Raw genomic sequence first — 12,585 nt, 5'->3', positions numbered from 1 at the left:
CCGTGTCCGTCGCGCTCCGGGAAAATAAAACCTCTCCGACAGGGGCACTCTCGGAGAGGTTTCGGGAAACGAGGTTCGATATTTAGCTGGCTTTCCAGCGGTCGTAGGCGGCTTGGTAGATTTCGGACATCCGCTCGCCGCCCATTTTCTTGATCGTGCCGATGTAGCCTTCCCAGTTGGACAACGGTTCGGCTCCGGTCACGAATTTGGCTTCCATCTGGCGAACGTACGTGTTGAGGTCGGAGGTCATCGTCGTAACCTCGGCCTGTTCTTCCGGCGTCAGGAACAGCACGGGATACGGGATGCGGGCGCCTCGATCGAGCAGCTTGGTCTTCGTCTCGTTGGCGAGCCAGTCGTCGACTTCGCCGAGCAGCCCTTTTTCGATTTCCGGCAGATTGATCGTCGGGGCGGGGATGCCGTAGTTCGGCGTTATTTTGGACCGGTACGCCTCGCGATCGCCTCCGTCCGGCACAGGCAAGTATTCCTTCACGTTATTTTCCTTGTCCGTATATTTCCATAGAATTCCTTCCGGCCCTTTGTTGAACATGGTGGCGCCTTCCGTGGAGTAGGAATAGTCCACCCAGCGCAGGGAAGCTTCGGGCGACGGATTCGTCTTGGAGATAGCGAACGCGCCGGTATTGATGCCCTTGTTCTTCGCAATAGCCGGGGTTTCCACCGAATCGCTTGTCACCGGGCTGAACATCGGGTCGTCGGTATTGGGTTCCTCGCCCATCATCTGGAACGCGGTCCAGGCCGAGAACAGACCGATCTGGTTGTTGCGCGCCTTGGCTTCGCGCTGCTCGCTCGTCTGCAGGAAGCTCTCGTGATCCAGCAGATCCTCGTTCCATAGACGATTCAAATACGCCAAGTACTCCTTGTAGCCCTCCTCCATCGGGGTGTAGCGCACCTTGCCGTTGTCGTCGACAAAGATTTCTTCTTCGTAGATGCCGAAGGCGCCAAGCAGCCAAGTGCGGATATCGCGCAGGCTGTTCCCCGGAGAAGCGGAGGTTAACGGGATTTCATCGTTTTTGCCGTTCTTGTTCGGGTCCTCTTCCTTGACCCGCTTGAGGTACGTATACAGTTCCTCGGTCGTCTCCGGAAGCTTGTCCATGCCGAGCGCCTCCAGAAATTCCCCGTTGTACCAGAGCGGATTGCGATACCAGGGCTGGTTGAACTCGATGACCGGGAGGGCGTAGATGTGGCCGTCCGGCGCGGTGATCGACTTGCGAATCTCCGGGTTCTCCTCGAGTATTTTCTTTACATTGGGTGCATAGTTCTCGATCAAGTCCTCCAGGGGGAGCAGGATTCCTTGTTCGCCGTAGTTCATTTGCTCTGCCGGAGTCAAGCCGGCCGCATAGAAAATGTCCGGATACGTGCCGCTGGCGAACACGAGGTTTTTCTTCGCCTCGAACCCTTCCTTGGGCGAATTCTGAAATTCCATATGGATGCCCGTCAGCTTCTCCATCTCTTCGAATACCGCCATGTCTCCCCAATTTTGAATGCCGACATCGGGTCCCATCATGGTGAGTGTCAACGGCTCTTTGACGACCGGGAAGCCTTCCTTGCTTACGTTGTCCGCGGCGCTGCTCGCTTCGTTTCCATTCTTTTTCTCCTGCGAGCCGCAGCCGGACAAGGCGCCGACGGCCAGAACCCCGGCCAGCAGCAAACCTAACCCTTTACTTGCCGTTCTCATTCGTACTCCTCCTTCTAAAATGGTTTTTATAATAAACGGAGAGGATGGCGCTCCCTGCAGCCGGACGACCGCTCAAGGGTGCCGGACGAACGCGTCTCCGCGTCTGGAGAACGCCGACTCTCCGGATATTAGCTGTTGCAATCGCTTACCTGCTAGGGGAAGCCATGACCGGATCAGCCTTTCACCGATCCGATCATGACGCCCTGCACAAAGTAGCGTTGCAGGAAGGGATACACGACGATGACGGGCAGCGTAGAGACGATAATGACGGCATATTTGACCAGGGATGCGACCTCGGCTTTGGAGGCGGCCAGCTTGGCCATCTCGCCGCTCAGGGCCACGCCGTTCGTCTCCGCGCCCATCTGTTGGAGCACGAGAATTTGTCTGAGCACCATCTGAAGCGGGAACAGGCTTTCCTTATTCAGATAGATTAGCGCGCTAAAGTAGCTGTTCCAGTGCCCGACTCCATAAAATAACGCCATGACCGCGATAATCGGCGCGGATAACGGCAGCACGATCCGCAGGAACAATCGCATATTGGTGCAGCCGTCGATATGCGCCGCCTCCTGCAGTTCTCTCGGGATTGTGGACTGGAAGAACGTCCTCGCCACGATAATATTCCACACGGATGCCGAGACCGGAAGGATCAACGCCCACATCGAGTCGACCATGCCGAGATTTTTCACGACCAGATACGTAGGCACCAGTCCTCCGTTGAAAAACATCGTGATCAGAATCAGGATCATAAACAGCCGCCTGCCGTAAAAGTCGCTGCGGCTGAGCGCATAAGCGGCCGGCAGGGTCACCGCGAGGTTGATCAGCGTGCCAATGACGGTGTAGACGATCGTATTGCGATAACCCGACCAGATTTTCGGGTTCTCGAAGACCAGCTTGTACCCCTCCAGAGTCAGGCCCTTTGGCAGCAGCCACATTTCGCCCGAGTTCACGTATTTCGGCGTACTGATCGATGCGCTGATCATGTAGATGAGCGGGTAGAGCACGGCGATCAGCGCCGCCGTCAGGAAGAGATAGACAAGAAGAAGAAAGAGCCTGTCTCCTTTGGTTTCCTTGATTGCCGTCGTCATGAAGCAGCCTCCTTTACCACAGACTGTTATCGCTGGTTTTTCTGGCGATCCGATTGACGGTCACGAGCAGAATCGCGTTGATCGCCGAGTTGAACAAGCCGACCGCCGTAGAGAAGCTGAGCTGGTTGTTCAGCAGGCCGGATCTGTAGACGAAGGTCGAGATGACATCGGATGCTTCGATGTTCAGCGAGTTTTGCAGCAGCAGAATTTTCTCGTAACCGACGCCAAGGATGTTGCCTACGTTCAAAATCAACAGAATCGATATGGTCGGGACAATCGCAGGAAGATTAATGCGAAGCGCCCGCTTGAAGCGGCTCGCTCCGTCTACGATAGCCGCTTCGTGCAGCTGCGGATCGACGCCCGAGAGAGCGGCGAGGTAGATAATCGTACCCCAGCCCGCGCTTTGCCACACGCCGGAGAAAACATAGACCGTCTTGAACCAGCGGGGGTCCTCCAGGAAGGACGGCGGCTGCAGGCCGATCCACTCGATCGCCCGAATGAGAATGCCCGAGGACGGGCTCAGAAACGTGATAATCATTCCGGCCATAACGACGATGGAGATAAAGTGGGGCGCGTAAGTAACCGTTTGCACGCCTTTCTTGAAAAAACCGTTCTTGATCTCGTTGAACGCCAACGCCAGAATAATCGGCAGCGGGAAGCCTACCGCCAATTCGTACAGACTGATGCCGAGCGTATTCCAAAGCAGGTCCCAGAAGTAATAGGAGTCGAAAAAACGTGCAAAGTGGTCGAAGCCGATCCACTGGCTGCCCAGGATTCCTTTGGAGGGCACGAAGTTTTTGAAGGCGATTTGGACCCCGTACATGGGAACGTAGTGGAAAATAATAAAATACAACAGGCACGGCGCAATAAACAAATACAGCTCCCAATTCCGCGTAATTCTTTGTCGCCCGAAGCTCTTGCGGACCCCGGTCGAAACAGGCGTTTGCGATGTCAGCTCCCGGCTTGCTCTCAACTCGTACCGTCTTCCTTTCTGCGGATCGGCCTTAGCGCTGCGAACTTTAAAGAAGGCCTCCGTTTCTATTGATGCCACATGATGCTACATGATGCCACATTGACGCATGAACGAGCGGGTGGTCGAAGCGCCCGGTTCATACGTCAAATTCTATGGATCGCGCGGTTTTCCGTAAATATGTCGAATATGCATTGTCTTAAGTCAAGCGCGGGATGCCCGTTATACGGGGGCTGCGGGGATCCGCCCGCGGTTCTCGAGGCGTTCCGGCGGCGGGGGGAATGTGTCGGGTTTTACCTGGGGTCGCTGCTCAAATGCTACATATTGCGTTGAATCGAGAAGAGCGACAGGGCTGCAAACGATGCCCGGCGGTTAGTGAATATCCAAAAGGGCGTCTACCTCCCGCTGCCGCTGGAGATAGACGCCCTTATTTTTTTACCGCCGCTCTTGCCTGTCAGAGTTCTTTATTCTAATGTAATCTTGAACTGCGTACCGGCTTCGCCGGCGAATACGACGGTGCCGTTGTCGGGCAGGAGGGTCGTATGCGCCGGATTGACGACGCCGAAATCCACGCAAGTGCCGTTCTCGTCGTATACGGCGTAGGAGCCGTTGGAGGACGGGGTCACCGTCATCGTCTTGCCGGCGGCGCGCTCGGGGATCGTGAACCACTTGGCATATCCGTTATCCGGAATCGTGAGCGAGGAGCTGCCGCCCGAATAGATCGGCTTCAAGGCTTCTTCGCCAACGAACAGATTGCCTCCGAGCTTCAAATATTCGATGCCGCTTTCCTCGTAGAAGTTGAATTCGTCGGCATCTCTTCCGCCTACAGTCGGCAGCTGCAGATCGGCCGCCGCCGTATTCGGTCCCGTCATTTTTTTATCCAGCATGTATCCCGGAGCCTCTTCGACCAGCTGAATCTGCGCGGACGAGGCCAGCAAATACGAGAGGGACGTATACTTCTCGTTGATCGGATAATAACGTTTGCCGTCGCGCTTCTCCCATGCCGCCAAGGTTTCTTGGGAGACGGAGTTGGGCTCGAGCTTCTCGGCGGAATATTGCGACAAGGCCATCTGGCCGAGTCCGGGAAGAGAAAGATACTGACGGGTCCAGAGATAGGTGCGACCGTTGCGCTCTTCCACCAGATTGATTTTCACGCTTCCGTCCTCGCTTCTGAACGAACCGTCCGCCGCATAGACGTATCTCTCGGCCGGGTACATCGGCACATAGGGAAGGGTGATCAGCATTTCTCCGTCCTCGGTGATGTCCACCCGGATCAATTGATTGGTAGAGCCATAGATTCCCGACAGCGCCATCGCTTCCTGCGGCATATCGGTTTTGATCGGTCTGCCGTACGACTTATCCGCCTTGAACTCGTCGATCTCACCTTTTTCCTTCAAGGCGTCCAGCAAAATCTGGCTCGCCAGGAGTTGGTTCGTCGTGCTGGAGCCTCCGGACGAGAGCACAGCCGCCGCCATGTTTTTCCCGGGCAGAACGACCAGCTCGGCGTGATAGAGAATGGTGTCTCCGCCCTTGGCCAGCGCCTGAATGCCATAGTCTCCGAACGGGAACAGATCCACGCTGTCCCAACCCAGTCCGTAGTTGATCGAGGTGTCGGCCTCCTCGGGCCAGAGTCCTTTTTTATACTCGGCTTGCGCCATCTTCTCCGCCGCTTCGGCCGACAGAATGCCTTCGGTCTGCCCGGTGAAAATCTGCGAGAATCGAACCATATCCTCCGCCGTGGAGTAGATTCCTCCCGTTCCGATTACGTTCACCGTCTCGTTGGGCAGCGGGTTTCCGAAGCCGGGGAAATAAATGTCCGCCAACCCGGACGTTTCCGGACGATCCGCGGGCGTCTTCGTATTCGCCATGTTCAGCGGTTCGGTAAAATTGCGATGGATATAGGACGTGAAATCCGTACCGCTGACCTTCTCTACCAGAATTTCCGCTAGAGTAAAGCAATCGTTGCAGTAGACCGAATAAGCGCCCGGATCGGCCTTCAATTTCTGTTCGGCCAGCTGCTCCAGCAGCGTATCGTGCGCGTAGGTATCGTTATCCTCAAGCAAAAAAGCGTTCGTCAGCGACGAGCCGTTAAATCCGGCGGAATGGTTCAGCAGCATGCGCGGGGTAATCCGCTCGTACCGCTCGTCTGCCATTTTGAATTCCGGAACGTACTGCGCGACGGGCGTATCCAGATCGACCTTGCCCTCGTCCGCCAGCTTCATTACGGCCGCCGAAGTGAACATTTTGCTCACCGAGCCGATGCCGTACATCGTATCGGCGGAGAGCGGCTGCTCGCCTTCCGGGTCGTTCAGGCCCGATTGTCCGGAGACGACGATTCGGCCTTGATCGATCAGTGCGTACTGCAAGCTTGTCGTGCCGTATTGTCCCGTCAGGAGATCCGCTTTCTCGGATGCGGCTTTCTGCGTAGCCTCGTAAGCCGTCGGGGTCTCCCCGCCGTCTGAAGCGGCTGCCATTGCGCCCGCCGGGGCCAGCATCGTCATGATCAAGGTCAGGGATAGGAACCGAAACGATTTTCTGCTTCTCATAATTACCTCCTTGGATAAAGCTAATATAAGGTAGTACGAATAATAGACTGAAAGGTTCCGTACCGCCATTAAGAAAAGGCCGCTTGAGTTTTGTGAAAATGAACGGTCACAAAAAGCCGATCGGGGTGTTATATAGACGAGACGGAAGGAGGGAGAGCGATGAATCAGGAGCGAACGTGCGAGGCTTCCGACGAAAGTTTGATTCGCGTCGTCAGAGACGGGCAGGTGGAGTTGTACGCGCAGCTGATCGAAAGATATCAGCAGCGACTGTACGTCTACTGCTACCATCTGCTTATGCAGCGGGAGGAAGCGGAGGATGCGGTGCAGGACGTGCTGATCAAAGCTTACGAGAAGCTGGCGCTGTACGCATACAGTCAATCTTTTTCGGCATGGCTGTATAAGATGGCCTATCATCATTGCCTGAACCTGCTCCGGAAGCGAAAAAGATCGGCATTGTTGGCCAGGCTGCTCAAGCCGCTCGGTCAGGATCACGCGGATGAAGGGTATGCGGCGGCGAGGCGGAAGGAAGTGCTGGCGCAAAGCGAGCGGGCGCTCATGCGGCTAACGGTCGCCGAACGATCGCTGATTGTGCTCCGTGTGATGGAAGGAAAGTCCTATGAGGAGATTGGGCAGACGTTTCCCCAATCGCCCGCGGCCCTGCGCAAAAGAATGGAGCGAGCGTTGTTCAAGCTGAAAAAAATTTGGGGGAAGATGGAGGATGGAGAAGATGAGGAAGAGCCGGCCTATAGATTGGCACGCGAATCTGACGTTGCTGAAGGAGCGACTGCCCCGAATCGATAGAACGGAACGGATTATGGTTGAAATTCGCGGCAAAAGCCAGGCCGGGCAGCCGCAACCGGCCGTTCAATCGGTCAGGAGGCCCGGGAAAGCAAGAGCGGTGCGCGTTTCCTTGATCGTGGCGGCGGTCCTCTTTGCCTGCGGCTTCGGCTATGCGGCAGGGTCCTGGAAGCTGTTTGCTCCGGACGGGTCGATCGCTTTGGAATATAGAAGCTTCATGCCGGGCGACGAGCCGAATATAGAAGTCGATACGGCGGCGCTGCGGAACAGGCTGGCCGAAGGGGAAGCGGCCGTGTTCTACTTGAAAGCTCAGAATCGTTATATCGGCCTCGCGAACGAACGGGAGTATACGGATTATTCGCAATTTGCCGCAGAGGTCGGCCGCCGCGCGCCTCTGAATGAAGTCGGGTACGGCTTTGTTTTTCAATCGGGATCGCTCGTGCATGATCTGAAATGGGGAGTGGCGGACGATACCGCTTGGCCGGACCCGAAAACCGCGGAGGAGATCAGCTACCGGACGATACCGCTCGGCGATACGGTCGGGTATACGGCGAGCTACGAGAATGGCCGCGGGAACAAAGTATCGTTGACCGTATGGTTTAATGTGCCGGATCGGGCCATCTATACGACGGCAATGAACGAGGCGGACGTGGAAAAGGTCAAAATCGGCTCGACGGAAGCCTTCTACTTAAAGGAGCGGGACAGCGACGCGCAGCGCGTGGCTTGGGGCGAAGGCAGCGGGGAGCGGTACGCCTATTATAGTCTGGAGGATCTTTCCGCCGACCAACTGCCGCGGGAGCGTCTGGTGGAAATTGCCTCGATGTTGGGCGGGAAATAAATAATGGTATACTGAAAGCATGAATGCCACAATCGAGCTGATTCTGATGTCCGCTTCCGTAATCATGACGGGCATCGTTTTATTTTTCATATACGGGTATCGCAGAGAGCGCGGAGTTCGTTATCTCCTCGGCGTGATTGTCTGCCGGATGGTCTACTCCATCAGTATCATTCTGGAGAAGAGCAGCTTCCTATTAACGGACAAGCTGCTCTTTCGGCATCTTCAAAGCACGGCGCTGAATTTAATGGTGCCTTTCGTACTTCTCTTCGTCTATCAGTTGATCGGCCGGGAGAAGCCGGTCAAGCCGATGTGGAGGATTCTGCTGTTTGCCCCGTTCGCGCTCTGGTCCCTGATGTCGTGGTTCGACTTCGAGCTTCATCTGGTCTATCATTCCGTCGCGCTTGTTAACGGCGATCTGGTCACGGTGCGAACCGTCTATTCCCGCGTCTTCAGTCTGGCCTGCTATAGCATTATCGTAGCGTGCGCCTATTTTCTGTTCCAATATATTCGGAATATCCGCAGCGATTTTCGCAAGCCGGGGATGTGGGTTCTGTTTCTCAGCCTGTTCCCGTTCGCTCTCGATGTCGCCAGGCTGATACAGCCCAAATGGTCGCCCTGGCTGCTCCCGATGTCCGTCTATTGCGGAGTTACGGGCATGTTGATGCTGGTCATTATGCTGCGGATCAAGTTTTTCGCGGTGCTTCCTTTTGCCAGAACAATCGTGCTCGACACGCTTCAGGAAAGCATCGTCATCACCAATGCTTCGGGAAAAATCATCGATAGCAATAAACAGGCTTCGCGGTGGTTTGCGGATATGGGACACGCGGAGATTTCCGGTCGGGACGTGAAGGAACTGCTGGAACCTTGGCCGGAATGGCGGCGATTGTGCGAGTCCATGCAGGAGGGACGGGTCACGATCGAGGCCAGGCTGGACGGGGAGAGAAAAATCTACAACGTCAACGTATACCCTGTGCATCGTCTGCGCGCGCAGGGCAGCGTCTCTCTTATCGTGGATGTCACGGAGAAAGAGAAGCATCTGGAGCAGATTGCGCGGTTGAACCGCATGAAAGACCAACTGTTTACGATCGTATCGCACGATATTCGCAGCCCGCTGGCGTCGCAGTATCAGCTTGTGGCGATGCTGGAGGAGGATAAAGACCGGTTCGACGAGGAGCATCGGGAAATCGTCGGAATGCTGGGCGAGCAGATCCGCCAGACGCTGGGCATGACGAACAATCTGCTGGAGTGGTTTCGCAGCCAGCGGGAGGATATGACGCTTCGTCCGCGATGGCTGGAGCTGCGTGAAGTCGTCGAGGATTGCCGCGATGCGCTGCGGGCGCAGAGCGAAGCAAAGCGGATTCATGTGGAAAACGCGGTTCCGGTCGGGGCGCTCGTATATGCTGACCGTGAGGCGCTCGGTTTGATTCTTCGCAACTTGTTGTCCAATGCCGTTAAATTCACGGGAACGGAGGGCTCCATTCGCGTGGATGCCCGGGTGTCCGGGGAGGAGGCGACCGTCTCCGTCCGCGATAACGGATTGGGGATGACGGAGGAGCAAGTCCGGCAATTGTTCGAAGAGAAGGCATTAAACTCGTCGCCGGGGACCATGGGGGAACGAGGGACCGGACTCGGCTTGCTCGTCAGCCGGCAGTTCGCAGAGCGGAGCGGCGGGAGGCTGTGGGCGGAAAGCCAGGAAGGGCAAGGGAGCGCATTTCATTTTACCGTGAGGGGCGGGAAGGAAGATGAGAGTTCTCGTAGTCGACGATGAGCCGGCTATGCTGCTCGCCATGAAGCGGCTGCTGTCGAAGGCGGATGGCGTAGAGCTGGCCGGGAGCTTCCGGAACGCGGCGGAGGCTCTGGCGTTCGTCAAGGCCAATCCGGTGGACCTTGCCTTCTTGGACATTCAGATCGGCGAGGAAGACGGACTGGAGCTGGCCCGCAGCCTGCGCGAGTTATGTGCCGAGGCGGACATCGTGTTTACGACCTCGCACGCCGAATATGCGATGCCCGCCTACGACGTGTATCCGCTGGATTATATGGTTAAGCCGATTTCCGGCACACGTCTGGCGCAGACGATCGCCAGAGCGCTCGGCAGACGCAGCGCCTCTTTGAGGGAGGTCGGGAGCGGCACGTCCCGGCATCTGACCGTCCGCGGACTGGGCAGCTTCGAGGTTGTCGGCCGGCAAGCGGAAGAGGTGAAGTGGATATCCCGAAGAAGTGCGGAGCTGTTCGCCTATTTGCTCGTTCATCGCGGTCGATACGTCGCAAGAGCCCGCATTCTGGAGGACATGTTCCCGGACATGCCGCTGAGAAATGCGGAAATCTATCTCAATACGGCGGCCTACCAATTGAGAAAAGCATTGTCGCAGCACGGATACAGAGAGTCGATTCTATCCACGCCGGAACAGTATCGCGTTGACTTGAGCGAGATGGATGTGGATTTTATTCGCTTCGAGCAGAGGGTAGAGGAGCTGTCCTCAATCGAGAAGAGGGATGAAGAGACGGCTCTTGCGTTGGAGAAAAGGTTTACGGGCGAGTTGTTCGGGGACAAGTCCTATGTATGGGCGGCCGCCGAGCGCGCGCGACTGGCGCTCGTATACGAGGCTTTCGCCAAGCTTCTTGTAAACCGGCTGTTAGCCCGAGGGCGGTACCGGGAGGCCGCTCCCATTGCCAGAAGACTGGTCTCGCGCAACGAATTCGACGAAGAATCCAACCTGCTGCTGCTGAAGATCCTCGAAGCCGCGGGAGATCGCCAATCCTTTCATGCCTCCTATGAGCGATACTCGCAATTGCTGCTTCAGGAGCTTGGCGTCTCCCCTTCGGAAAAAATGCGCCGAGCCTACGAGCAATATTCGCAACCGGACAACGGCCGTGCTTGACCGCAACGGAGGGATCGATGGCAGGTGGGTCTGAGCGGGGAGTTGATGAAGCGAGCAAGCGGCAAGCCGTCAGCGGCGCCAAGTATGCTGTTTATGTGGAATGCGGGATGGAGATTGCTACCCCGCCTCTTTTGCGCCCCTGGTCCACATATTCGTGCGCCTCCGCGATTTGGTCCATGGGATACGTTCTGTCGACGATCGGTTTAATATGGCCCGCCTCAATAAGCGCTTTAATCTTCGCAAGACGCTCCGATTTCAATTCCAATTTTCCGTCATCGATCGAGACATAGGCTGCCTGCGGGTTTAACTTTTGGCACATTTCTTTGAAGTGTGAGGTTTTGGCCTTTCCCGCCGCGTCCAGCATAAAGTCATAACGTTCGATGAGGGATGCGGAAGCTTCTTGGGCGTAATCGATCACTTTGTCCGCCCCCAAAGACTGTACAAACTCCAGGTTCCGGGCGCCGCATACGCCGGTAACCTCGGCGCCGTAATATTTTGCCAGCTGCACGGCGATCGTCCCGGAAGTTCCCGAAGCTCCGTATATAAGCGCCTTGTGACCGCGCTGGATGCGGCCCTCCTCCATCCGCTGCAGCGCCAATAGCCCGCCGTATGCGGCGGCTGTCGCCTCCTCGTAACTGATATTCGCGGGTTTATGCGCCAGGCATCCGTACATGGAGTCGGTTTCTTTCATGCATTTGTACTGCGCATAAGCGCCAAGGCCAAGACCGGTAACGCCATACACCTGATCGCCTGCTCGAAATCGCTTGATGTCTCTGCCTACGGATTCAATCTCTCCTGCCAATACCATGCCGATGATGGATTTTCTCGGTTTTGTAAAGCCCAGAAACAGCCGCATCGGCAGCCAGAACCGGAGCGGCAATTGCGAGCCTCGGATGTAGACATCGCTTGCCGTTACGGCCGTAGCGCGAATTTTAACGCATACTTCGTCGGACTTGGGGGACGGCTTCTCGACTTCTTTAAGCTGCAGCACTTCAGGCGGACCGTACTTGGTGCATACAATCGCTTTCATGAGATCAGCTCCTCCTCTGACAAAAAATATAAATGCCGGCCACGAACTCAAAAGGAACATAGAATACGGAGAGCGCGAGGAAAACGGGAGGGATATAAAAGCCGGAGGTTATCCACAACGCGCCGATCAGCACGAAGGGAACGGTCGTCAGCCCCCACAGCGATAGCCACTTCGGCACGATACGGGATTTGTACAGCAGGTAGTAGAAGATCGCAGCGCCAAGACCAAAGGGGATAATATGGACTCTGTAGATGAAATCCGCGGTCTCCAGGGCGAGGCTGCCCAAGGCTTCCCAGGTCGGAGCTCCGGCGGCCGCGTATTGTTGACTGATATTCAAGAGGACAAAAACAACGAACTTACTAACGACAAGTATTCCGGCCTCGAAAATATAGAGCCCCAGCGCGACAAGCGCCATCGCTTTGTTCTGTCTCCCGACCGCCGCAAACAGGGTGGCCGCCAGAAAAATAATGCCTAAAGCCGTAAGGATATCCCCGACAATGCCCGCACGTACGAAAGCCGCATGGTTTGCGAGATTAAGCATCGTATTGCGGATATCCCCGGGATCTACGAACGGGTTAAATAACCATGCCCCGCTCGCCAGCGAGGTAACGGCTTGCAGAAAAAAAGCCAATCCTAAAGGTCGCGACAAGCTTTTTCCAGGATTTCCCGCAATCATGCACCCCTTATCCGATCGCTGTAAGGTCGCTGTAAGGCATTGGCATTGAATTTTATCGGTTCGTTAATTA

General features: G+C 56.1%; 10 protein-coding genes. 4 read left to right on the top strand and 6 right to left on the bottom strand.

What is annotated here, in order from left to right:
- Positions 1-82: 82 nt before the first annotated feature.
- The 4 genes from ACFFT4_RS18410 to ACFFT4_RS18395 all read right to left on the bottom strand — a co-directional run bounded on the left by ACFFT4_RS18410 (position 83) and on the right by ACFFT4_RS18395 (position 6,294).
- Positions 83-1,693 carry an extracellular solute-binding protein gene (locus tag ACFFT4_RS18410; protein ID WP_378050112.1) on the bottom strand — a complete coding sequence of 537 codons (1,611 nt, stop codon included), beginning with the start codon at positions 1,691-1,693 and terminating at the stop codon, positions 83-85.
- Between the two features lie 173 nt (positions 1,694-1,866).
- On the bottom strand, positions 1,867-2,778 hold the full coding sequence (locus ACFFT4_RS18405) for a carbohydrate ABC transporter permease (RefSeq protein ID WP_378050110.1): 912 nt from the start codon (positions 2,776-2,778) through the stop codon (positions 1,867-1,869).
- A gap of 13 nt (positions 2,779-2,791) precedes the next feature.
- The gene (locus ACFFT4_RS18400) at positions 2,792-3,733 is read right to left on the bottom strand and encodes an ABC transporter permease (RefSeq protein ID WP_378050187.1); all 942 of its coding nucleotides are present in this window, start codon (positions 3,731-3,733) and stop codon (positions 2,792-2,794) included.
- Positions 3,734-4,212: 479 nt separating this feature from the next.
- Positions 4,213-6,294, bottom strand: a complete 2,082-nt coding sequence (locus ACFFT4_RS18395) for a serine hydrolase domain-containing protein (protein ID WP_378050108.1) — start codon at positions 6,292-6,294, stop codon at positions 4,213-4,215.
- A gap of 159 nt (positions 6,295-6,453) precedes the next feature.
- Between ACFFT4_RS18395 and ACFFT4_RS18390 the strand changes: the two genes are divergently transcribed.
- Genes ACFFT4_RS18390 through ACFFT4_RS18375 form a run of 4 tightly spaced genes read left to right on the top strand, consistent with a single transcriptional unit; the run spans position 6,454 to position 10,809 of the window.
- Positions 6,454-7,095: an RNA polymerase sigma factor gene (locus ACFFT4_RS18390; protein ID WP_378050106.1), complete on the top strand. Its 642-nt coding sequence runs from the start codon at positions 6,454-6,456 to the stop codon at positions 7,093-7,095.
- Positions 7,022-7,930 carry a hypothetical protein gene (locus ACFFT4_RS18385; RefSeq protein WP_378050104.1) on the top strand — a complete coding sequence of 303 codons (909 nt, stop codon included), beginning with the start codon at positions 7,022-7,024 and terminating at the stop codon, positions 7,928-7,930. Before ACFFT4_RS18390 ends, ACFFT4_RS18385 begins: the two co-directional genes overlap by 74 nt.
- Positions 7,931-7,949: 19 nt before the next feature.
- Positions 7,950-9,698 (top strand): sensor histidine kinase, encoded by a 1,749-nt coding sequence (locus ACFFT4_RS18380; RefSeq protein ID WP_378050102.1) that lies wholly within the window; start codon positions 7,950-7,952, stop codon positions 9,696-9,698.
- The gene (locus ACFFT4_RS18375; protein WP_378050100.1) at positions 9,673-10,809 is read left to right on the top strand and encodes a response regulator; all 1,137 of its coding nucleotides are present in this window, start codon (positions 9,673-9,675) and stop codon (positions 10,807-10,809) included. Before ACFFT4_RS18380 ends, ACFFT4_RS18375 begins: the two co-directional genes overlap by 26 nt.
- Positions 10,810-10,900: 91 nt before the next feature.
- On the opposite strand, the gene ACFFT4_RS18370 is transcribed toward ACFFT4_RS18375, so the two are convergent.
- Positions 10,901-11,839 carry an NAD(P)-dependent alcohol dehydrogenase gene (locus ACFFT4_RS18370; protein WP_378050098.1) on the bottom strand — a complete coding sequence of 313 codons (939 nt, stop codon included), beginning with the start codon at positions 11,837-11,839 and terminating at the stop codon, positions 10,901-10,903.
- A 4-nt stretch (positions 11,840-11,843) separates the two neighbouring features.
- Positions 11,844-12,488, bottom strand: coding sequence for a DUF4386 domain-containing protein (locus ACFFT4_RS18365; RefSeq protein ID WP_378050096.1), 645 nt, complete (start codon positions 12,486-12,488; stop codon positions 11,844-11,846).
- Positions 12,489-12,585: the final 97 nt, after the last annotated feature.

The sequence above is a fragment of the Cohnella cellulosilytica genome, from assembly GCF_042431195.1.
GTDB classification, from domain to species: Bacteria; Bacillota; Bacilli; order Paenibacillales; family Paenibacillaceae; genus Cohnella; species Cohnella cellulosilytica.
This window is presented reverse-complemented; position numbering and strand designations above follow the sequence as displayed.

Coding starts and splice junctions, on each gene's coding strand:
- ACFFT4_RS18410 (WP_378050112.1), bottom strand. CDS start 1,693: ATGAGAACGGCAAGTAAAGGGTTAGGTTTGCTGCTGGCCGGGGTTCTG.
- ACFFT4_RS18405 (WP_378050110.1), bottom strand. CDS start 2,778: ATGACGACGGCAATCAAGGAAACCAAAGGAGACAGGCTCTTTCTTCTT.
- ACFFT4_RS18395 (WP_378050108.1), bottom strand. CDS start 6,294: ATGAGAAGCAGAAAATCGTTTCGGTTCCTATCCCTGACCTTGATCATG.
- ACFFT4_RS18390 (WP_378050106.1), top strand. CDS start 6,454: ATGAATCAGGAGCGAACGTGCGAGGCTTCCGACGAAAGTTTGATTCGC.
- ACFFT4_RS18385 (WP_378050104.1), top strand. CDS start 7,022: ATGAGGAAGAGCCGGCCTATAGATTGGCACGCGAATCTGACGTTGCTG.
- ACFFT4_RS18380 (WP_378050102.1), top strand. CDS start 7,950: ATGAATGCCACAATCGAGCTGATTCTGATGTCCGCTTCCGTAATCATG.
- ACFFT4_RS18375 (WP_378050100.1), top strand. CDS start 9,673: ATGAGAGTTCTCGTAGTCGACGATGAGCCGGCTATGCTGCTCGCCATG.
- ACFFT4_RS18370 (WP_378050098.1), bottom strand. CDS start 11,839: ATGAAAGCGATTGTATGCACCAAGTACGGTCCGCCTGAAGTGCTGCAG.